The sequence below is a fragment of the Providencia heimbachae ATCC 35613 genome (assembly GCF_001655055.1).
Taxonomy (GTDB): domain Bacteria; phylum Pseudomonadota; class Gammaproteobacteria; order Enterobacterales; family Enterobacteriaceae; genus Providencia; species Providencia heimbachae.
Genome location: NZ_LXEW01000030.1, coordinates 51,875 through 72,712, shown reverse-complemented (window position 1 = coordinate 72,712; position 20,838 = coordinate 51,875). Strand labels below are relative to the sequence as shown.

The 20,838-nt window shown below is 37.3% G+C and carries 19 protein-coding genes; 7 read left to right on the top strand and 12 right to left on the bottom strand.

The genetic code is table 11. The annotated features are described in order from the left end of the window. From M998_RS10150 to cpxR, 7 genes are all read right to left on the bottom strand, one after another. Window positions 1-362, bottom strand: a 362-nt coding sequence (locus M998_RS10150) for a hypothetical protein (RefSeq protein WP_156510941.1), incomplete at its 3' end; no start/stop codon positions are given. Between the two features lie 18 nt (window positions 363-380). Next, window positions 381-1,613, bottom strand: coding sequence for a glucosamine inositolphosphorylceramide transferase family protein (locus tag M998_RS10145; RefSeq protein ID WP_068908680.1), 1,233 nt, complete (start codon window positions 1,611-1,613; stop codon window positions 381-383). Further along, window positions 1,603-2,835: an MATE family efflux transporter gene (locus M998_RS10140; RefSeq protein WP_145980650.1), complete on the bottom strand. Its 1,233-nt coding sequence runs from the start codon at window positions 2,833-2,835 to the stop codon at window positions 1,603-1,605. The genes M998_RS10145 and M998_RS10140 overlap by 11 nt, the downstream gene beginning before the upstream one ends. Window positions 2,836-2,841: 6 nt before the next feature. Beyond that, window positions 2,842-3,735, bottom strand: a complete 894-nt coding sequence (locus M998_RS10135; protein ID WP_068908676.1) for a GNAT family protein — start codon at window positions 3,733-3,735, stop codon at window positions 2,842-2,844. 712 nt (window positions 3,736-4,447) lie between these two features. After that, window positions 4,448-5,884: a capsule assembly Wzi family protein gene (locus M998_RS10130; RefSeq protein ID WP_068908681.1), complete on the bottom strand. Its 1,437-nt coding sequence runs from the start codon at window positions 5,882-5,884 to the stop codon at window positions 4,448-4,450. 602 nt (window positions 5,885-6,486) lie between these two features. After that, on the bottom strand, window positions 6,487-7,857 hold the full coding sequence (gene cpxA, locus M998_RS10125) for an envelope stress sensor histidine kinase CpxA (RefSeq protein ID WP_068438133.1): 1,371 nt from the start codon (window positions 7,855-7,857) through the stop codon (window positions 6,487-6,489). Further along, window positions 7,854-8,552, bottom strand: coding sequence for an envelope stress response regulator transcription factor CpxR (gene cpxR / locus M998_RS10120; RefSeq protein WP_068438135.1), 699 nt, complete (start codon window positions 8,550-8,552; stop codon window positions 7,854-7,856). Before cpxR ends, cpxA begins: the two co-directional genes overlap by 4 nt. A 152-nt stretch (window positions 8,553-8,704) precedes the next feature. Here cpxR and M998_RS10115 point away from each other — a divergent pair, with 152 nt between their 5' ends. After that, window positions 8,705-9,250, top strand: a complete 546-nt coding sequence (locus tag M998_RS10115) for a Spy/CpxP family protein refolding chaperone (protein WP_068438138.1) — start codon at window positions 8,705-8,707, stop codon at window positions 9,248-9,250. Between the two features lie 325 nt (window positions 9,251-9,575). Here M998_RS10115 and M998_RS10110 read toward each other — a convergent pair whose 3' ends face one another. Together M998_RS10110 and M998_RS10105 are read right to left on the bottom strand one after the other, a co-directional pair. Continuing rightward, entirely contained in the window at window positions 9,576-9,857 is a 282-nt protein-coding gene (locus tag M998_RS10110; RefSeq protein ID WP_068908674.1) for a type II toxin-antitoxin system YafQ family toxin, read from the bottom strand. Continuing rightward, complete coding sequence (locus tag M998_RS10105) at window positions 9,850-10,122, bottom strand: type II toxin-antitoxin system RelB/DinJ family antitoxin (protein ID WP_068438144.1); 273 nt, start codon at window positions 10,120-10,122, stop codon at window positions 9,850-9,852. The genes M998_RS10110 and M998_RS10105 overlap by 8 nt, the downstream gene beginning before the upstream one ends. 232 nt (window positions 10,123-10,354) lie before the next feature. Here M998_RS10105 and M998_RS10100 point away from each other — a divergent pair, with 232 nt between their 5' ends. The 4 genes from M998_RS10100 (at window position 10,355) to M998_RS10085 (ending at window position 13,818) form a co-directional block, all read left to right on the top strand. Then, window positions 10,355-10,939, top strand: a complete 585-nt coding sequence (locus tag M998_RS10100) for a HutD/Ves family protein (protein WP_068908672.1) — start codon at window positions 10,355-10,357, stop codon at window positions 10,937-10,939. A gap of 227 nt (window positions 10,940-11,166) precedes the next feature. Further along, entirely contained in the window at window positions 11,167-11,919 is a 753-nt protein-coding gene (gene loiP / locus M998_RS10095; protein WP_068438149.1) for a metalloprotease LoiP, read from the top strand. A 316-nt stretch (window positions 11,920-12,235) separates the two neighbouring features. Further along, window positions 12,236-12,877 carry a lysophospholipid acyltransferase family protein gene (locus tag M998_RS10090; protein WP_068438152.1) on the top strand — a complete coding sequence of 214 codons (642 nt, stop codon included), beginning with the start codon at window positions 12,236-12,238 and terminating at the stop codon, window positions 12,875-12,877. After that, complete coding sequence (locus M998_RS10085; protein WP_068908670.1) at window positions 12,874-13,818, top strand: phosphatidate cytidylyltransferase; 945 nt, start codon at window positions 12,874-12,876, stop codon at window positions 13,816-13,818. The genes M998_RS10090 and M998_RS10085 overlap by 4 nt, the downstream gene beginning before the upstream one ends. Window positions 13,819-13,945: 127 nt before the next feature. Here M998_RS10085 and cspG read toward each other — a convergent pair whose 3' ends face one another. Then, window positions 13,946-14,161, bottom strand: coding sequence for a cold shock protein CspG (cspG, locus tag M998_RS10080; protein WP_068438157.1), 216 nt, complete (start codon window positions 14,159-14,161; stop codon window positions 13,946-13,948). 801 nt (window positions 14,162-14,962) lie between these two features. On the opposite strand from cspG, the gene pfkA reads away from it, so the two are divergent. Together pfkA and M998_RS10070 are read left to right on the top strand one after the other, a co-directional pair. Then, the gene (gene pfkA / locus M998_RS10075) at window positions 14,963-15,940 is read left to right on the top strand and encodes a 6-phosphofructokinase (protein ID WP_068438160.1); all 978 of its coding nucleotides are present in this window, start codon (window positions 14,963-14,965) and stop codon (window positions 15,938-15,940) included. 204 nt (window positions 15,941-16,144) lie between these two features. Beyond that, a complete protein-coding gene (locus M998_RS10070; RefSeq protein ID WP_068438162.1) occupies window positions 16,145-17,158 on the top strand; it encodes a sulfate ABC transporter substrate-binding protein in 1,014 nt (337 codons plus the stop codon). 187 nt (window positions 17,159-17,345) lie between these two features. Here M998_RS10070 and M998_RS10065 read toward each other — a convergent pair whose 3' ends face one another. Both M998_RS10065 and M998_RS10060 read right to left on the bottom strand, forming a co-directional pair. After that, window positions 17,346-18,302, bottom strand: coding sequence for a porin family protein (locus tag M998_RS10065; RefSeq protein ID WP_068438164.1), 957 nt, complete (start codon window positions 18,300-18,302; stop codon window positions 17,346-17,348). Window positions 18,303-18,442: 140 nt separating this feature from the next. Continuing rightward, window positions 18,443-20,323, bottom strand: coding sequence for a glycoside hydrolase family 3 protein (locus M998_RS10060; RefSeq protein ID WP_068908669.1), 1,881 nt, complete (start codon window positions 20,321-20,323; stop codon window positions 18,443-18,445). Between the last annotated feature and the right edge of the window lie 515 nt (window positions 20,324-20,838).

The window sequence follows — 20,838 nt, the reverse complement described above, 5'->3', positions numbered from 1 at the left end:
CGGTTAGATACAAGATGATTTGTTATAACATATATAGAAAAAATTAAAGAACAATAATAAATAATGAAATTAATATTTTCTTTGTAATCTCCTGAAGAAGAAATCTCATTTTTTATTATTAGTATAATGGCAACAATAACTAAAAGGAGTGAGGTAATAGCTTTTTTTATACTTACCTTTTTTATTTTAAATGAAAATAAAATAATAGCGATTAATGTTAGGTAGTATTGAAATGGGATTAAAAATTCAAAATTTTTAACAAAAACACCAAGAATTAAAAAAATAAAAATTAAAAAATTAAAACTAAATTTTTTATTTACTAGTGTTTTTTTTTCAATTTTCATATTTGAATTATTTTTCATTTTACAGGGGTTCACATCTTAAAAATAAATACCATAACGGATTTTTTTTATATCTATTACTGTGTAATTAGCTGAGGAATTGTAGGTATGCATACCAATGAAATTCTTGGGACGCTCAATGTGTGTCATGTTATTTTCATTTTTTTGTACTAAGCCTCCTCCATAGCCAGATGAACATTCTTGAAACAAAGTTAAATCAGTATGATTTCCCGCATTTCTGGATGACTCGTCACTCATAGAAAGTAATTCACTATTGTTAATATTAATCTTGGATTTAAATAAGTTATCTATTTCCCATCCAATTCTAAGTCTATTACTGTTAAAAACATGGTCATATGCAGAAGTGGTAATTTGAATTTTTCCATTTTTATTAAAGTAAATATTGGTATCCCCGAAATTAAAAATCCCATGTTTTAATATTGTATGACATTTTTCCCACTGGTATGGAAATTGAATTGCTTGGTATAAGTCAATGCAATGATTCTCTGATTGAGGTATCATGAAATAATTATTTTCAATTTTAAAAACATTAGGATATGAAAGATGATAATCTTCTTCAATTATAGTTTGGCTAGTATCAGTATTTAAATCATAACAAACAAGGATGCCTTTCCCTCCTTTTTTTAAAGGGCACTCTTCAAAAAAAATGTAAGAACCTTTATCATTTTCAATGATAAAGGGATCCGCTGAGAACTGATTTTTTCTATTTTGTAAAACTGTAAAATTATTGAATTCTTTGGCGACTTCATGAGGTTGTATATTCTTTTCATAATATGCAATCATCCATTCATCACGTCGGAAAAATCGATTTATAATTTTATTGTAGATATTTAAAAAAATATTCCCTATATCCTTTTTAGGAAGTTGAAATTTTCTATTTTCTATTTTTTGTTTTTTATTTTGAGTGTCTATTTTAAGATTTGAGTTTAAAATAAAAAATAGTTCTAGAGCGAAAGAATCAAAAAAATAATTAATATTTCGTTTTATAATTCTTCTTTTAACTTCAAATTCAGATACTGTTTGATCATTGAAAATCACTGTATAAGCTACACATAGCTTATTATGATTTGTAATTAATTTTTTACCAGTTAATTCTGCTGAATTGATCGTTACATGCTTGATTTTTTTATTATTAGATGATAACGAAAAGAATATATCATCATTTATTGAAATGGATATATCATTTTTTAAATTGCTATTAGAAGCTTTACAAAAAGAATTATATTTTTTTTTGATTATATCAACAGACATCAGGGATAACCTTTATTTTTGTGTAATAGATGAAAAACATAATTGCTAAAAATAACACACCTGAGATTCCATAAACAAATTTTAAACCGATAAATATACCATCTATATTGTATAATTTAGATAATGTAAATAACAAAGAAAAACAAAATATACCAAGTATGAAATTGTATAACGCTGAAAGCTTTAACAAGTTTAGGTTGACAAATAATGTTGGGAGAAATGCTGTCGTTCCTATTAATGGAATGTAGGGGATTAGTTCATACAATGTAGTTAAAGAAATAAAGTATTTTGAGAAATACTCTATTTTAATAATATAAGGGTAAATTAAAATATATGATAGGACGACCATATAGCTAATCAGAAAGTATATGAAAACAATTTTCAAGTATTGGTTCCATCCTTTCTTGATATCATTCTCTTTACTAAAAACACGTATAGCAAGCAATTGACAAGATGTAGCAATAATCATAACTAGAGATATTAATTTAAATCCGATTTCATACAGTGCGAATTCATTACTTGCCACATACGTAGGTAAAATTAATAGTGGCAATAAAGTGTAGCCAATGTAACCAAATGCATTAAAAAAATGAAAGTTGATACCATTTTTAATTAAATTTATAAAGTTATAATTTATAAATTTATAACTAAAATTATGATTTATTTTAGCGTAATATGAGTATGCCATAGATGCAGATAAGAGAAAGAGACAAACTATAAATGTAAAGTAATTAGGGGAGATAAATATCAATATTGATGTAAGTAGTAAATTTAACGTTCGGTTTATGATGGATAATTTATTTAAGACATTTGTATCATTATATGCTAAAAACAATGTTAGCAACTGTTGTTCTAACATCATAACGGGAACTAATAGTAATGAAAAATAAAGCTCAAATAATGAAATTTTAGAGGCTGGAATGAATAAATGGAATATAACTGGTAAAACTACAGCTAGAGATAGTGTTATAATAAAATCATAAACTATAAAATAACTAATCACTTCAGAGGTTTTATTTTTATCATCAATAACAATTTTATACCCGAGCTGTCCTATACTTAAATGTAGAAATGTAAAAAAAGCTGTCATCCAAGTAACAGCTATTGCTATTTTACCTCGTATATCTAAGCCTAATATTTCAGCGGAAAGTAAAATCAGCAAAAAACCTATACCAGTAGAATATACTCTAGTTAAGGATAGAAATATAAATTTAATTAACATTGCAATTTATATATCACTAGATGCCAGTGTTAAGCTACATCCACTTGAATTAGGTTCTGAATCTAAGTACTCAGTAAAAAAATAGTTAATGTATTTGTTTTTCATTTCATAGCCATTCGTTGTAACATATTTTGATGGAAGTATAAATATTTTTGGCAGAGAGCAGCTATATATTAGTTGTTCGTAACCGTTCAAAAAATCCACATGTATAACTTTCGATATTATTTTTTTTGTTTTTATCTCAACGCTTAATCCAATGAATTTATCTTTTATGTAGTAAGTAATTATATCGTACTTTATTGTCGGATGTTCACAATATCTCCAATATAAAAATTTTGCATTAGCATTAATTTTATTTTCTTCAAAAGAATTTGAAATACAAAGATATTTTTCTATTTGTTGCAATTGCTCAAGAGAATTGATTTTTTTCTTGCTAACGGTTAAACAAGATTTTATTTTTGGTGTGTAGATAATATTCTTTAGTGGAGGCTGAAATGTCATCTTTGTCCTCTTCCAGCCCGGCATCGCATTTTTATTAGGATGTCCTATGATGAATTTTTTTTCTATTTTAACTTTATCAATTAAAAATCGAATCATTTTAACAAATAGGTTTTTATCCCTATGCTGTGGATGTGATAGAACGTCAGTTACATAATATCCTAACTTAAGATTATCTTTCGATACGATTTCTAACGGGATGATAAACATAGAGGCTATCAGTTCATTTCCTAAAGTTACGGTAATTACCTCTCCTTGACCTACCGGATTATTGTTTAATAACCAAGGCAAATAACGTTTTTCGAATAACCTATTATTATCTGTGTAATGTAATGAATAGAAATCTTTCAAATCATTAATTAAAGAAACGGTAATTTTATGTATGGTTGTATTTAGTCCCATTATTATTTTATCTGCCTATAAAATCAGTATTATTCATATTGAGGAGGTGTCACCCATAGCTACCGCACTGGGTTGTCGGGTCCCAGAGCACCGTTGAATTTTGTATTGAATGCTTATTAATTGAAAATATTGAACTTTTAGCTGAATCGTTCAATTGATAAACATTTCTTATTGTTTTTTACCCGCTAGAGGGTATGCCCGTACATGGATCGGGTCAAGTCAAAGCGCCTAATAATACCACCAAATGCAGTAACTGACTATCATTGCAATAGGCTTAGAGAATAGTCTTAATGGGAGTAATAATTAGATAAATTATTCTAAATTATCAGCTTATAACGCTAAAAATGCAGACATACATTATTAGATATTTAATTTAAGTCAACCCGCTAATATCATTATAATTATTAAGGTTATGCTGAGTGTTTGGGATTTATTAACCTATTAGTACGCCTAGCTCGTGTAGTAACTGATTAGTAAATCTAGCGTGATGGAATTATATATAACTTAGTTGTTGTTAGGTTTAGTCGATTAATTGAAGAAATTCGTCTTAATAACTAAAAATAAATAAAAAACTTTGATAGCTAGATTAATTCTTATTCTAAATAAGAATAAGTAATAACCAAATACGGCTCGGAGATATCGAAAAATTTACTCCCCGAGCCACAAGATTTCAGATTATTCGCGGTTAATTGATAACCGCTTTAGTCTGGTATCACCATTTAAACGGTACGTTTATCGTAACGGATGCACCGAGATCGTCGCGAGTGTCATAATCTGTTTTTGAAACCCACACTTTAGCGTCAGTGCTGATATCCCTGTCGAAATTATGCCACCAACCTAAATCAACGCCTTTAATGGTTTCTGATTCAGGGAAGGCTTTGTTTTGCGATTGGCTTCGCTTGTTGACCTTGGCATAGACAAGGCGGGTACTGACGCGGTTATCGTCATCAAGGGTATATTCGACTTTCGCTGATACCATGCGACCATCACCCCCCATTGCATGGCCTAAGGGGTAGCCTTGTTGGTAGTAGCCGTTTTTGTAGATGAAATGTTGGTACATAACGCCATCTTTATTTCCCTCGGTATGGGTATTGGCACCTTCAATATACCAGCTAAGGGGTTGGCCCCAAGCGGTGTGGTAACCTTCAATACCGCCCATAAGGGCATTTTTAGAGGGGAATAGGCCGGCTTCATCTTCACCAACCAGTTGGCCGTACACGCTGAGCGGTAAGCCAATCAGCGGGTACAGCTTGATTTTAGCATCCAGCCCAGCCAGTTGGTTTCCTGGGTCATCATTGTAGTCACCGGTATTGTCCCGTCCACCCATCGCATTCCAGAAGGAATTCCAGTTGTTAGGGCGACCATCGCCTCCCCACATCACCACACGTGAACCGCCAAGTTCGAAGAAATCCGTTGGGTTCATGGTCATGCGGAGACCAATCAGCTTAGTATTTTTAGGATCATACTGTTTGAATTGTCCCGCACTTAATTGATATTGCCATGGGCCAATCCATGAAAGCCATGGGGTTTCAAAAGGGCTTTGGTCGGCGCGTTGGATTAAAAAGCCAGTTACAGGGCGCGCTGCGTCGGTACGGATCAAGCTACCATCGTGACCTGGCCCCCACCATTGTGGAATTTCACCAAAGCTCACCCATTGGTTCCAAATTTTGACACCGCCATAAGAGCCATTCAGATTGTAGTCTGAGCCGTCTTCAACACGTAAGGCCCGCTCAGCATTAGCTTTAAGGTTTAAATCGACATTATCGGTGCTGTAATTACCCGCAACGGTATAGCGAAAATCACTGTATTCACTTTGGGCAAAGCCTTGGGGCATCGAAGGTTTGCCAGAAGAAAGGTGCGTTTCAAGTTGTACGCTATTTTTTGTGCGATCAAGTTTTTTCTTAATGCGTTGAATAATCGCTTCTTGTTCGCTATTGGTGATATTAGCGTTGTTTAATGAGCGGGTGATTTCTTCTTGGGAGAGTGGCCATGTTGAAAGGCTAATTTGAATCACGTTGCGCTCTGAAAGCCAAGCGAGATCAGTGCGTAAGTTGTTATCTGGCAAAACTAAACCACCTGCGATACTGCTGCCACTGATAGCACCGAGTACAGTCAAGATTGCGAGCTTAGTAAGCTTAATTGTTTTCATTGAAAAATCCATTTGAAGTTGAGTTCGCCTAATATAGAACGGGTATAAAACTAAAATTAAATATACTCTTCATACTTCAACTTGAAGCATTGTTGGCTATGTTCCATTGCATGGGTTCCCTACTTATGTAGGCTCCTAGCGGCTCATTCTTTTGTCACCTAGCTGCAACTTGAATTATTTTGAGCATAGATATTTAAAATTAACTCGGTATGGGAGTTTATAATTATTCGTTTTTGATTATATACATTCAAAATTAAGATGAGTTGGGTGTGAGTGCCCTTACATTTAATTAGGAATTAAATAGCAATTTCTATTCTAGAATATCAGATTAATACATTACTTATAGTCGCATTATAACTATTTAAAATTTATAGTAATAAGGATTTAATAAATTTAATAAATTGAAATTAACACAAATTTTGAGTGAATATTTTTATTTACTCAAATATTTTAGGCTAAAAAAGCATGATCGATTGCTTTGTGCATTTGAAATCTTTTTTGCGATGGTTATAAGAATGAGATTTGAGTGGGTCGCAGACTAAGAAATGAAAAAACCTTCAGCGTTAGATACTGAAGGTTTATTTATGTATTACGTTAGATTGTTATCTACCGTGTTCTGGCAGCCAAATTTGTAAGCGAAGTCCGCCAAGAGGGCTATCATCTGCTTTTACCCAGCCTTTATGCTGCGTAATTGCGGTTTCGACGATGGCAAGGCCTAAGCCAGTTCCCCCTGTTTCCCTATCTCGTGCTTCATCAGTCCGGTAGAACGGGCGGAAGATATGTTCACGGTCAGCAGGGCTAACGCCGGGGCCATCATCATCAACCGTGATGAGAATGCCGTTATTTTCCTCTTTAAAGTCAACAACAATATGAGAGTGTGAATATCTCAGCGCATTGCGGACGATATTTTCAAACGCACTTCCCACCGCGGAAGGGTTGCAGTAAAGAGGCCAAGGTCCGGGATTCGAAGTAACCTCCAAAGTTTTATCCATCTGTTCTGCTTCAAAACTGGCATCATCTAAAATATCACCCCAGAGCTCATCGGCTTTGATGTTTTCTCGGAGAATTTCATTTTTGTGCTGACTGCGAGATAAAACAAGCAAGTCATTGATCATGCTATCTAAGCGATGGGTTTCTGTTTCAATGCGTTCTAATTCTTTACTTTCACCATGTCGACGACGCAGCAATGCCGTCGCTAATTGCAAGCGGGTTAGCGGGGTGCGTAATTCATGTGAAATATCAGAAATTAGGCGTTGTTGTGCACTGACCATGCCATCTAACGCACTGATCATTTGGTTGAAACTGTTACCTGCAGAAAGGAATTCTTGAGGGCCTGATTCGAGTTCAGGATGGGGTCGTAAGTTTCCTTTTGCGACGTCATCTGCCGCCATTTTCAGTTTACGCGCAGGTCGAGCCAAGCTCCAAGAGAGCCAGAGCAATAATGGTGCGCTGATTAACATGGTGGCAATTAGTAACAAGAATGGCCTATCAAACAATAGGTTAATAAAGTCAGATTGCGGGCTACTTGCTGGGCGGACAAGGTAAAGTTGGTAGTGATCTTCACCATCACGAATAGAGAATGGCCCGATGATTTCGGCTCGGCCATATTTTTTCTTTTTGGGGTGGTCGGCGTTATCCGATTGCCCAATAAAGTTACGAATGACTTGCATTTCACTTGGCATTGCGCCAATAACACGTCCTTCGCTGGTAACAATAATTAAACGTTGTCCCGGTGGCGCCCATTTTTTAATGGCGTTGGAAATCCTTCGCCACCAAAGTAGGTCGTTCATCGGTGCTTGAGCGAGTTCTGCTTCAATATGTTGCTCAAGCATTTCCCCTTGGCGTTGCTCACTTTCCATGAGAACCGTGAGCTGCCTTGAGTCCAGCTTGGGCACCATCAGCACTAGCATAAGCACTAGTGCGAGGGTGAACCAGAAAATCGCAAATATTCTTGCGGTTAAACTGTTGATCATGTTATAGAAACCATCAGGTAGCCACGTCCACGAAGGGTTTTAAACCATGGCTGGCCGTCTGTTCGTTCGGGCAGTTTTCGACGTAAGTTTGAGATGTGCATATCAATCGCACGGTCAAACGGGGTTAAACGCTTTCCAAGTACTTCTTGGCTCAAATGTTCTCTGGAAACGACTTGGCCTAAATGCTGGGCTAATAAATAAAGCAATGTAAATTCGGTTCCGGTTAAATCAAGAATTTCACCATCAAAGCTGGCTTCTTGTCGACCCGGGTTAAGTTGCAGTTTATCAACCTGTAGAACCGGCGTATTGCTATTATCCCCTTGCGTTTGTTCACTCCAATTCGAGCGACGTAGCAAGGCGCGAATGCGTGCGACGAGTTCACGGTCATTAAACGGTTTTGGTAGATAGTCATCTGCACCTAATTCTAACCCTAGGACTTTGTCGAGTTCACTGCCACGGGCAGTTAACATAATCACTGGGGTTTGGTGTAATTGACGTAGCTCCTTTAATGTCTCAATACCATTTTTCTTTGGCATCATGACGTCGAGTAATAATAAGTCTATGGACGAGTCTATTTGTTGCAAAGCTTGTTCACCATCATAGGCGATGACAACATTGAAACCTTCCATTTCTAGTAGTTCTTTTAATAGCGACGTGAGTTCACGGTCGTCATCAACTAATAGGATTTTATGCATATTTTAAGTCCTCCAACTTACAAAATACGATAACAATCTTTACGATTCCATGACTTTACGTTCTTTTACAAGCTCTGACGCTAGTTTGCAGCCGCGAGCGTATAGTTGTCCACATTGAATCATGAGCACAGTCCGGAGACAAGGTGTCTAAAATGCATAGAACAGCACATAAAACAGCAATATTAGTTTTAGCTTCTGCATTTGTTTTCGGATCAAACGTCGCGCTAAGTGAAACATCAGAAAACAAGGTTAACGTTAATGAGGAGTCATCTCCCTTAATGTTACAGATGCAGTCAGAACAGCCAGCATCAACTGTTCAAATTGTAGTTCCATTTCAAAATCATGAAATGTTTAGTAGTGAAGAGCGAGCGAGTACGTTTATGTTTAATGGTATCACGTTAAATGAAAAACAGCGCCAGCAATTACGTGATTTAATGGCAACACAGCGCCATTATCGTATTGATAACACGGGTTTAGTACAAGAACGTGAAGCACTACACAAATTAATTATAGCGGATAGCTTTGATGATAAAGCGGTTCGAGAGCAATTTGAAAAGCGTTTGCAAAAAGAATTGAATGAACGTGTTGAAATGGCACGCATTCATCATGAATTGTATCAAATGCTAACGCCTGAGCAGAAAACGCAGCTTGAGCAGATCCATCAGCACAAAATGGCTGAATATCAAGCAATGCAATAGAGATCCTAGCAGTAAGTAGTAGTTGAGTTAAATGTAAGTAGTGAAGTAGCAATAAGTGAAGTTTTTTCCTTGCCATAGACACCATCCCTGTCTTTTAAGCCCCTTTTAGGGGCTTTTTTTTGTCTTCAAATTAAAATAAATTCTTTATTTTTCAATTTGATAGGGTTGTTCTGGAAATCAAAAAATGTTACAGAAATCCAATCGCATGGACAGTGTGTGGACACTTTTGGACGCCTATTTATGCTTAGAAGCTTGTATAAATATAAGATAATGAGCTTAGTTGTTTACTTTATTTCTACGATAAACTGTCGAGAATGGTTGCGGGTTAACCAAATAATTCAGAGTGAGAGCCGCAACGAACTAATATTATTTCGTTTGACTCATAATCTACATCCCAAATTAATAAAAAGTCTGGCTGCACATGACATTCATAGCAAGGCCGCCAATTTCCCTTTAATGAATGTGGAAAGTATTCATCCGGTACCATTCCTGTAATACTCAAGTGAGTATCAATTAACTCTTTTAATAACGGTATATTTCGCTTTTTATCGGATAACGCTTTCTTTAAATCTTTTTTAAATTGAGACTTAACGCGTATTTTAAACATCCGACTTTTTCACTTGGTTAAATAAGTCATCAGCGGAATCAAATACTTCATCTGTAGTAGGTGCATTAATGGCTTCTAATGTGATGGAGTTCGGTGTTTTTAATTCAATCGGAAAAGCTTGTCTTAGTGATATTTGATTAACAAAGATACGGATAGCATCAGACATACTAATTCCGAGTTCAGAGAGTACAGCCTCGGCATTTTCTCTGATTTTAGGTTCAATTCGCGCTCGAACAATGTCAGTTTTATGTTGTGTATTAGCCATTACGATGACCCCTCTGGTGTGATTAATTTATATTATTGTAGCACGTACGAGCTACGTATCAAGACGAAATAATGAACTATTTAAATAAGATGTTTTTGCTTAGAACAAAATCCTTTAGTGAGCCATGTTAAGTTGTATTAGCATTAAACAAATGTATGCGATATTTTCTTAATGATTAGTCAATTTTCATATATTAAAATTATCTATTTTTTCAAAAAGGTAGGTTGTCATCATGATTCAAGTATTAACGGAACAAGATTATCGGAAAATGCCATGGAAAAATGGGCAAGGATTTACGTTAGAAATTGCGCGTAGTCATGGTGAGGGTTTAGAAAATTTTGATTGGCGCGTCTCTATTGCGGATGTGAAAGAAGCGGGTGCATTTTCACATTTTCCCAATAAGCAGCGTGTTATTGGCGTGTTAGAAGGCATTGGACTAATATTACACGTTAATGAAAATAGGCCAGTGACCTTAATGCAAAAACAATTTTTTGCCTTTCATGGTGAGAATAATGTGCATGCAGAACTTGTCGATGGCGTAATCCGAGATTTTAATCTGATTTATAATCCTGAAAAATATTTAGCTCGTTTCCAGTGGGTGAATACATCTTCGGTAAGTTCATGGATCAGTGATGCAAGTCAGATACTTATTTTTAATACTTCGGCTAAATTGAATTTACGCATCGACGAAGAAATGTATTCTTTAAAGGTATTTGAAACCTTGTTAGTGAAAAATAAGGGTACTCCGCTGCAGATTGTACCAGAGGCGCACGGTAGCTTTGATTTCTGCGTTATTGAGTTATTTTTGAAATCATAAATTCGATGATTATTTTATAAGGACTTTACTTATAATTATTTGCAGTCTATTTATTGATGTTTTTTCGGAATATTATTCTGTCAATTTAGCTATTTCAATAAAAACGTTACATAATTCATATTGTGAGTATTTATGGCTTTATTCCTATTGTTATTTTCAGCAGACTTTATAGTCTTTAGCATTACAAAAAAATAATAGCTCTGAATATTTCAAAGGAAAAATAAAGAATGAAAATGAAGGCACTTGTTGCGATAGCGGTTTCCGCTGTCATCTTAACGGGTTGTAAAAATTTAGATCAAGGGATGCTTACTAACTCAGGTATGCAACTGTTCCAAGCAGCAACTTTATCTGATTCAGATGTTAAACAACTGAGTGACCAATCTTGTAAAGAGATGGATTCACAAAATAAAATTGCACCGGCTTCAAGCAAATATGCAAAGCGTTTAGATAAAATTGCAAAAGCATTAGGTAGCGAAGTTGATGGTACACCGGTTAACTATAAAGTTTATCTGACAAGCGATGTGAACGCATGGGCAATGGCTAACGGCTGTGTTCGTGTATACAGCGGTTTAATGGATGTGATGAACGACAACGAAGTTGAAGGCGTTCTGGGTCATGAGATGGGCCACGTCGCATTAGGTCATACACGTAAAGCAATGCAAGTGGCTTATGCTACTGTTGCAGCACGTACCGCAGCAGCATCAGCGGGTGGTGTAGCACAACAACTGAGCGCATCACAAGTTGCTGCGCTGGGCGAAAAACTGGTTAACTCTCAGTTCTCTCAACACCAAGAAAGCGAAGCCGATAACTTCTCTTATGACCTGTTGAAAAAACGCGGTGTTAAAACTGACGGTTTAGTCACCGGTTTTGAAAAATTAGCTAAAATGGGTAGCAGTGAAACAAGTATGTTTGATTCTCACCCACCATCAAGTGAACGCGCACAAAATATCCGTGAACGTATTGCGACCGACAAAAAATAATATTTAATTAGTTGGGGTATATACTCGTGATCATTCAAGTTGTGTTACTTGGGTTATTTTGGGTATATACCGATTAATTTTCAAAAAATTTGCAGATTGTCCCAGTTATTCCTTTCTCTCCTCTTCTAAACCAATAAATCAGAACTTATCCCGTTGTAGTCTTTCTAACAGCTATCTATCTTATTTAAAATTATTTAATTCAAAAATAATGGTCTTGAAGTTTTTATGGTTTTTTGGGTTTAGTATCGATAAACGTTTATGTTGCAAACTAATAAATTTTGGTGAGCAATAAATGAAACGATAATAAGGAAAAATAATGGAAAAAACGCCACGAGTTTCGCTATTAGCAAAAGGAATGGGCGTGCTGTTGTCTGGTGCTTGTCGTTTATTGACTGGCGTGCGAACCCGCTGGATCGGTTGCCAACCTGCAATGACCTCTCGAATTTATTATGCTAATCATTCAAGTCATCTTGATGGTCTCGTCATTTGGTCTGGGTTGCCCCCGCTGATGCGTCACTTTGTTCATCCTGTTGCGGCAAAAGACTATTGGGATAAAACACCGTTTCGACGCTATCTTGTGAATAAAGTTTTCAGAGCGGTTTTAATTGAAAGAAAAGGGGATAAGCCCGCAACCGGTAATGTATTAGCGCCATTAGAAGCTGTTTTAGAATCAAAACATTCTCTGATTTTATTTCCTGAAGGTACTCGGGGAGATGGTGAAGCACTCAGTGAATTCAAAAGTGGTCTCTATCACCTCGTAAAAAAATACCCTCAAGTTGAAGTTGTTCCCATTTATTTAGAAAATCTGAATCGGGTACTGCCTAAAGGCTCAAAGGTCGTTGTACCGATTATTTGTTCCGCTACGGTGGGTAAGCCGCTTTCTCCTCTGGGGGAAGATGAGAGTAAGTCTGATTTTTTACAGCGGGCAAAAGCTGCGCTTGAGGAGTTGATGCCATGAATTTTTGGGATAGCGAATTAACATTATTGTTATCTGGCGTATTTGGCATACTGGTAGTTGCGAGTGTGATTGGCGGTATTTTAGCCTACCGTTATTCAGGAGAGAAAAGTAATTCAACGATTGATAATTTAAATGCACGGATTCGAGCGTGGTGGGTGATGTGTATTATCTGCGTTCTTGCCGTCGTGCTAGGTAATATCGGGGTTGTGATCTTATTTGCACTGATTTCTTTCTTTGCATTAAGAGAATTTATTACATTAACGCCCACTCGACGCAGTGATCACGAAGCGCTATTCTGGTGTTTTTTTGTTTTTATTCCTATTCAGTACTTGTTAGTTGGCATTGAATGGTACGGGTTATTTTCTATTTTTATTCCCGTATTTGTATTCTTATTTTTGCCAACCCGTATTGCATTGGCTGGGGATACTTTCCACTTTCTTGAGCGAACCGCTAAAATTCAATGGGGAATGTTAGTCACCGTTTTCTGTTTAAGCCATGTCCCTGCATTACTGATGCTGAATATTGAAGGTTATCAGGGGGAAAATGCCAAATTATTACTTTTCTTGATTGTGGTAACGCAAATTTCTGACGTATTGCAGTATGTTTTTGGCAAACTTATTGGGAAGCATTCCATTGTACCAAAGCTGAGCCCAAACAAGACGATAGAAGGCTTTGTCGGTGGAATAATGTCTTCGGTTGTTATTGGCGCTTGCCTCTATTGGGTGACTCCGTTTAGCTGGTGGGTTGCGGGATTGATGTCATTAGCCATTACGATTATGGGGTTTGTTGGGGGGCTGTGTATGTCTGCCATCAAGCGAGATAGCGGTATTAAAGATTTTGGGGCAATTATTGAAGGGCATGGGGGAATGTTAGATAGAATGGATTCTCTGTGTTTTGCCGCGCCGATTTTCTTCCATTTAACGCGTTATTTTTATACCTAAATAAACAAAAACCGGTATCGCAATGATTGCTATACCGGTTTTTTAATCTTTTGTTATCTCTGTATTCTGACTACTCAGGCTGTTGCCGTCTTCGTTATCGCAGGTCAGAGATACTCAGAAGACCAGATTAGCTGATAGCAACAACGTTTGCTGCAGCTGGGCCTTTCGCGCCGTCTTCAATAGTGAATTCGACTTTTTGGCCTTCATCAAGAGTACGGAAATCATTGCTTTGGATTGCAGAGAAGTGGACGAAAACGTCCTTGCTGCCATCAGTTGGAGAAATGAAACCGAAACCTTTATCAGCGTTAAACCATTTTACTAAACCAGTCATTTTGTTAGACATAAATATTACCTTCTTAAATTATTAAGCCACATAATTGCGGCGATAGTGGTCTGTTCACAGAGCGGGACTTATTTAGGCACTAGGGAGGAGACTCACGAAGAAGGGTAATCAGAAGATAACACTGAAACTGAGACTGCTTTACTAAAAATGGCTTTCATAAGGTCTGTCTTGCAAACCGATGACGCTATTAACGCATGTCTGAAAAAGTTACGCAATACTTATTTTAGCCGTCTGGCAATCCTATACATCATTAATACTAATGAAGATTTACTCAGTAGCCCTTACTGCAAGCGGCTTAAAGATAAATTTCGGGCCATTAATTTGCTTGCTAAATAATTAAGTTTTCATGATTATTTAATAAAAATTGGGTGGTTTTACATAAAAATATCGATGAATATTAAATATTCATCAGTGAATTTGTATTTTTACTTGATGAAATCAATGCGTTTCTTTTGCTTTGTAGATACAGCATGGCAAGAATTTAAGTGTTATCATCGAAACTTAATTTTTTTACCGAAGTAAGACATTGAAAGGTAAATTGCGTTTTCATTTTCACCGTATACTTTTCAAGTAATGATATTCATGGGCTAATATTATGTAATGTTGATCACAATAAAGCACAAAAGCTTGATAGAAAGCAGAGGCATAATCACTTCTTTACCGTATTATGCCACTAGGTGAATCAATTCAGCTTTGGTGGTTTGACGCGAAAGTGGTTGAGCGCAATATTAGGTTAGAGCAGTTTAGTCGGTCGTGTATTTTCATAGATTTGCAATTTATGTTCATTAATCAGAGGTCATCATGGTCAAACAGATTAAAAGAATTGGGGTTTTAACAAGTGGTGGAGATGCACCTGGTATGAACGCTGCGATCCGTGGTGTTGTACGGGCGGCTCTCGGTGAAGGCTTGGAAGTGATGGGTATTTATGATGGATACCTCGGCTTATATGAAAATCGCATGAAGCAATTAGACCGATATAGCGTTTCGGATATGATTAATCGCGGTGGCACTTTCTTAGGCTCTGCTCGTTTTCCTCAATTCCGTGATGAAAAAGTACGTGAAATTGCAATTGAAAATCTGAAGAAAAATCATATTGATGCGCTGGTGGTTATTGGTGGTGATGGTTCTTATTTAGGTGCAAAAGCACTAACTGAAGCTGGTTTCCCATGTATCGGTTTACCGGGCACGATTGATAATGATGTTGCAGGTACGGACTATACCATCGGCTACTTCACCGCATTAGAGACCGTTGTTGAAGCGATTGACCGCCTACGTGATACCTCGACTTCTCATAAACGTATTTCCATTGTTGAAGTGATGGGGCGTTACTGTGGTGATTTAACCTTATCTGCAGCGATTGCGGGGGGGTGTGAATTCTTAGTTCTTCCTGAGCAAGAAATGGCATTTGACCGTGAAGAATTATTGTCAGAAATCAAACGTGGTATCGAAAAAGGCAAGCGGCACGCGATTGTCGCGATCACTGAGCACGTTTGTGATGTTGATGAATTGGCAAAATATATTGAACAAGAAACGCGCCATGAAACTCGTGCAACTGTGTTAGGGCATATTCAACGCGGCGGTTCGCCCGTTGCTTATGACCGTATTCTTGCATCACGTATGGGGGCTTATTCTATTCAGTTACTGCTCGAAGGCTATGGTGGCCGTTGTGTGGGTACGCAGAATGAGAAATTAGTTCATCATGATATCGTTGATGCCGTCATGAATATGAAGCGTGTCTTTAAGAAAGATTGGTTTGAAACAGCGAAAAAACTGTACTAGTTTCAGCCCCTTATTTGTTATCTAACATGATGAAATCGCTAGCCCTAATACTTTTGAAAATAGTTAGGGCTTAGCTTCTCAACCTTCCTCTCTGATATCGCCTACATATTCCCTAAGTGAATAAGTTTTGCTTTTTAATTATTTCCAGTTATTTATGCTATCTGTCAGCCTGATCCTGTAATCAATTTGATGAGGGATGGAATAATGGCAAGTTTATGGCAGGTGACGAAATCTCAATTAGCGACAGCACTTTTATTGGTTCTCACTACCGGAGCGTGGGCGAAAAACATTCAGTTGTTGAATGTCTCTTATGACCCGACCCGAGAATTTTATCAGCAATACAATCAAGCCTTTAGCGACCACTGGAAGGAAAAGACCGGAGATACCGTTACTGTGCGTCAATCTCACGGGGGCTCTGGTAAGCAAGCTATTTCAGTGATGAATGGTTTGGAAGCCGACGTGGTGACACTCGCACTGGCTTATGATGTTGATGCTATCGCGGATAGCGGTCGAATCGATCATAACTGGATAAAGCGCCTTCCTGATAATTCAGCACCTTACACTTCAACTATTGTATTTTTAGTTCGCAAAGACAACCCAAAAAATATTCATGATTGGGATGATCTTATTCGCCAAGATGTCTCTGTGGTCACCCCTAATCCTAAAACTTCGGGGGGAGCGCGTTGGAATTATTTAGCTGCGTGGGGATATGCATTAGATAAAAATCAGCAAGATGCTGAAAAAGCGAAGCAATTTGTTAAACAGCTTTATCAAAATGTTGAAGTGCTCGACTCCGGAGCGCGTGGAGCAACCAATAGCTTTGTTGAGCGTGGTATTGGTGATGTGTTGATTGCTTGGGAAAATGAAGCATTATTGGCCATTAATGAATTAGGTGAAAATGGCCAGTTTGAAGTTATCACTCCAAGTATCTCTATTTTAGCGGAACCTACGGTAGCGATTGTCGATAAAACAGTGGATAAACGTGACCATCGAGAGGTTGCTCAAGCCTATCTTGAATATCTCTACTCACCAAAAGGGCAAGAACTTGCTGCGAAAAACTACTATCGCCCACGAAATACAGAAGTTTCAGCAAAATATCAACAACAATTTCCACAATTGAAGTTGCTAACCGTCGATGAGAATTTTGGCGGCTGGAAAGCGGCTCAAGCAACGCATTTTGCCAATGGTGGGGTGTTTGATGAGATTATCCGCCGCTAATATTCGTCATACTACTCATCATAATACTCGTCATACTTCGAGTTATAGCGTTGTTGTCTGCTCTCAGCTACTCGGGTCACATACTCGTATCGTTTGATCAGCTTTAAATTATTTAACATATTGATAATAAATATTAAATTGAATCGCTCCCAGCCTGTAAGGGGCAGACTGGGAGATTTTTATTAATTTATTGCCATTGGTATTTGACACCTAATTGGCCAAGGTAGAAAGTTTGGTGGTTGTTGCTGCCTGATGTGATACCGGCATTTTTTGGGTTTTCCCATGTGCTAGGTTCAACGGCAAAGCCACCCCATAGTGTGAGCTTTGGTGTGAGGTTATAGAATACTTGTGTACCGACACGGTAGCCATCTTTGACTTTTTGAGTGGTGCGCTGATTACTGTCATAGTTGTGCTCATTCAAGTAGTAACGGAAATAAGGCATCACACTCCAATCTTGGTTAAGCGTGATAGGGAAATAACCCCTGATTTGGTTTTGTTCCCAAGTCTTATTGAAGTCTTTATCCCAAGTCCAGTCGGTATACATATATAATTTTGCGGTAGCCGAATCATTTACTTTGTACACGATACCGTGTTCAGACTCCCACTCGTAACTATTGGCAGCATGGAAGTTGTCGTAATGATAGAACGCATCCCAGAAATTAAATGCCCATTTATCATTGAAATTATATGTACCACTAGGCATTAACCAAAATAGCGTATTGGAAGGGCGAGCCTGTGTTCCCGGTGCGGAATCGTTGGACTCTTTACGGTAAGTCACATTCAGGTTGAACTGCCCAATATCGCTTGAATACATTTTTCGGGTTGCGCCAATTTGAGTACGGTTACGAATAAATGAATCTTTAGACGTTGAAAAGTCGTGGTTGTAGCTTCTTAGAGATTCTTTATGTTCAAGAAAGAAACTCCATTTAGATTCTGGATTAGATAAGAACAGTTGGCCAATCATTGTCGTCTTATCAAAGACTTTGCGGTCACTGCTATTGTGGTGACCCTCAAATTTTTCCAATTCCATATAAACGTTTGAAGATACTCGCCAATAGTCATTATTAACTTGATCTGCTGCGAAAGCAGAGGTAGTGAGACTCGTGGCGGTGAGGAGAATTAAACCATTTAGTGAAGTTTTCATAATAAACCTTTAATTTTAATTATTTATATAAATTTATTTTTGTTGAACATCCTTTTTGAGGATGTCAGAACCCGTCCTTTATACCGAAGGGGGCATAAAGGCGGGTTAATGCTTTTTTATTAAGGGCGTGCTTGAAGTTGTTAACCTGCGGTGTTGTAAGTTTCACCGTGACCATAAGGGAATAAAATTTTATTGCCTTGTGGGTTTTTGATGTTGACGGGTAGCAACCCTTTAGGTGGGTTGAGTGGCTGAGCATGGCTATCGGCAAAAAGGGTACGTAAACCACTGCGAATATTGGTTTCCAGTGAATTACGGTTATTATTTGTCACATCAAAACCTGTAATGCCATAAATAGCGATATTGGCTTTAACCTCTTTCAGGTAAGCAATGTCATAAGGGTTACGTGATGAGATAACCACTAATGGTATTTTCGCCTTGTTAGCTTCATCAATAATAAGCTGAGCATTAGCTGGATTATCTTTCAGATTGTAAGTGGTCAGTAGAATAAGATCTTGGTTTTTGACGAGTTTTTTAGCTTCGCTTGGCGTCAGTGTATTTTCATTTAATTTCACTACGCTGTCGCTGGTTTGAATACTCACATTTGTTTGTTGTTCGATATCGCTGAGGTGTTTTTGAATTAGCGTATTACGCGGTTTTTCATCAGAAATAACCAGAATATGATTATTCGATTTCAGCACATAAGGTAGGATATTTTCATTTTTGATGAGCGTGATAGCTTGCTCAGAGACCATGTTTTCAAGGTCTTTATGGCTTTTCGACGCCACAACCTGCTCTGCAATAGTTAAATTAATCGGTTGTGCGGTGATTTCTTGTTGAAGCTTCTTCAGGACGACACGTTTTGCAGATTCATCAATGCGTTTTTGCAGCTCAGGGTTTTCTTTTGCCTGAATCTCTAAGTGGCGATACATATTATCAAGGCGACTAACAGCCTCGCTATCCCACATTTTGATTGGCATCAGCACAATGTCAGAACCTGCAAGTAACGATGTTTCAACAGCCCAATTCATATCAAAGTTATCAGCAATTGCCCCCATATCCATGGCATCGGTGACGATTAAACCATCATATTTCAGCTCTTCACGTAAAATATTATGCAAGATAGGTTTTGAAAGTGTGGCTGGTGTACCCACTTCTTTGCCAGTTAATGTTTTGATTTTATTGCTATCGAGAGCGGGAACGATGATATGGGCAGTCATGACTGCATCTGCACCATGAGCGAGTGCATATTTGAATGGTGGTAATTCTGTTGAGCGCCATGTTTTGGCGTCAGAGTTTACAACGGGTAAATCAACGTGGGAGTCAGAGGACACATTACCATGTCCTGGAAAATGCTTTAATGACGTTAGTAGGTTGTATTTATGGATCCCTTTGACGTAGTTAGTCGATAGCTGCTCAACAAGGGATTTATTGTCTGAATATGAGCGAACACCAATGACAGGGTTATTTTGGTTGTTATTCACATCCACAACGGGACCAAAGTTAATGTTGAACCCTAGACTGGATAATTCATATCCATGGATCATTCCTGTTAATTCAGCAAGTGCGGGGTTACGTGTTGCGCCTAATGCCATATTGCCAGGCATTTCTGTCCCAACACGTAAACGTGTGACGTAGCCGCCTTCTTGGTCAGTGCCAATAAAAAGTGGCAGGTTGCTGCGAGAAGATTGTAATTGATTAATCAGCTCAACCGTTTGTGGTGTATTAATCAAATTTTCGCGAAATAAAATGACAGAGCCTAAATGATATTGGTTAATGACTTTAGACACCTCATCGTTCATCGCTAAAAACGCCGCAGGCTCACCGTTTTTATCTTTATTCCAATATCTAAAATCTAGCATGAAGAGCTGGCCGATTTTTTCTGCTTCAGACATGTTTCTCACAATTTCATCAGCAGATTTCTGTTTATCTTTCCACAAGTCATTGAGTTGTGTTTGGGTGAGTGGGTCTGCCATTGATATTGCACTAAAAATACAGGCAGAAAGTAAGGTAAGTGTCTTCATTTTATTATTCCTTAGTTATTTTTCGAAGAATAATAAGTAGCGATTCGTATTTATGATGTGAGGAAAATCACAGTTGAGATTATTCTTATTTTTAAGCGTAAAAGAATATCGCACTAATAGTCAAATTATGATTTTATGATTACCTATTTGATTTTAAATAATTAAATTATCAGAATAAGTAATTTTTATAGGGAATAATCTTGCTTTGGTATTATTTTGAATTGTGATCTATGCTGAAAATATAGGCGAATAAATTATTCGTCTGGATTAAAGGTTAAAGTGTAGGGTTTATGCTCTATAAATCAAATTTAGGACTTTAGTGCCATTACGAAATGGAAATTATAGCGATAAATGTTAAAAATTGATTGGAAATGAGTATGACTTATTTTTTCTGGAAAAATAATTGATGCTATCAATTATGCAGTGAAGTATAGCTTGATGTTATTATTTTCAAGATAGGGGGCGATTGACCCGATATTCATTGGACAAAAAAACCGCCTTTGTTGGCGGTTTAC

Bases quoted from the DNA above. Each gene is read 5' to 3' on its own strand.
- M998_RS10090 (WP_068438152.1), top strand. From the start codon at position 12,236: ATGGAAAAAACGCCACGAGTTTCGCTATTAGCAAAAGGAATGGGCGTG.
- M998_RS10085 (WP_068908670.1), top strand. From the start codon at position 12,874: ATGAATTTTTGGGATAGCGAATTAACATTATTGTTATCTGGCGTATTT.
- M998_RS10065 (WP_068438164.1), bottom strand. From the start codon at position 18,302: ATGAAAACTTCACTAAATGGTTTAATTCTCCTCACCGCCACGAGTCTC.
- M998_RS10135 (WP_068908676.1), bottom strand. From the start codon at position 3,735: ATGGGACTAAATACAACCATACATAAAATTACCGTTTCTTTAATTAAT.
- M998_RS10115 (WP_068438138.1), top strand. From the start codon at position 8,705: ATGCATAGAACAGCACATAAAACAGCAATATTAGTTTTAGCTTCTGCA.
- cpxA (WP_068438133.1), bottom strand. From the start codon at position 7,857: ATGATCAACAGTTTAACCGCAAGAATATTTGCGATTTTCTGGTTCACC.
- M998_RS10140 (WP_145980650.1), bottom strand. From the start codon at position 2,835: ATGTTAATTAAATTTATATTTCTATCCTTAACTAGAGTATATTCTACT.
- M998_RS10105 (WP_068438144.1), bottom strand. From the start codon at position 10,122: ATGGCTAATACACAACATAAAACTGACATTGTTCGAGCGCGAATTGAA.
- M998_RS10110 (WP_068908674.1), bottom strand. From the start codon at position 9,857: ATGTTTAAAATACGCGTTAAGTCTCAATTTAAAAAAGATTTAAAGAAA.
- pfkA (WP_068438160.1), top strand. From the start codon at position 14,963: ATGGTCAAACAGATTAAAAGAATTGGGGTTTTAACAAGTGGTGGAGAT.
- loiP (WP_068438149.1), top strand. From the start codon at position 11,167: ATGAAAATGAAGGCACTTGTTGCGATAGCGGTTTCCGCTGTCATCTTA.
- M998_RS10145 (WP_068908680.1), bottom strand. From the start codon at position 1,613: ATGTCTGTTGATATAATCAAAAAAAAATATAATTCTTTTTGTAAAGCT.
- cpxR (WP_068438135.1), bottom strand. From the start codon at position 8,552: ATGCATAAAATCCTATTAGTTGATGACGACCGTGAACTCACGTCGCTA.
- M998_RS10130 (WP_068908681.1), bottom strand. From the start codon at position 5,884: ATGAAAACAATTAAGCTTACTAAGCTCGCAATCTTGACTGTACTCGGT.
- M998_RS10070 (WP_068438162.1), top strand. From the start codon at position 16,145: ATGGCAAGTTTATGGCAGGTGACGAAATCTCAATTAGCGACAGCACTT.
- cspG (WP_068438157.1), bottom strand. From the start codon at position 14,161: ATGTCTAACAAAATGACTGGTTTAGTAAAATGGTTTAACGCTGATAAA.
- M998_RS10100 (WP_068908672.1), top strand. From the start codon at position 10,355: ATGATTCAAGTATTAACGGAACAAGATTATCGGAAAATGCCATGGAAA.
- M998_RS10060 (WP_068908669.1), bottom strand. From the start codon at position 20,323: ATGAAGACACTTACCTTACTTTCTGCCTGTATTTTTAGTGCAATATCA.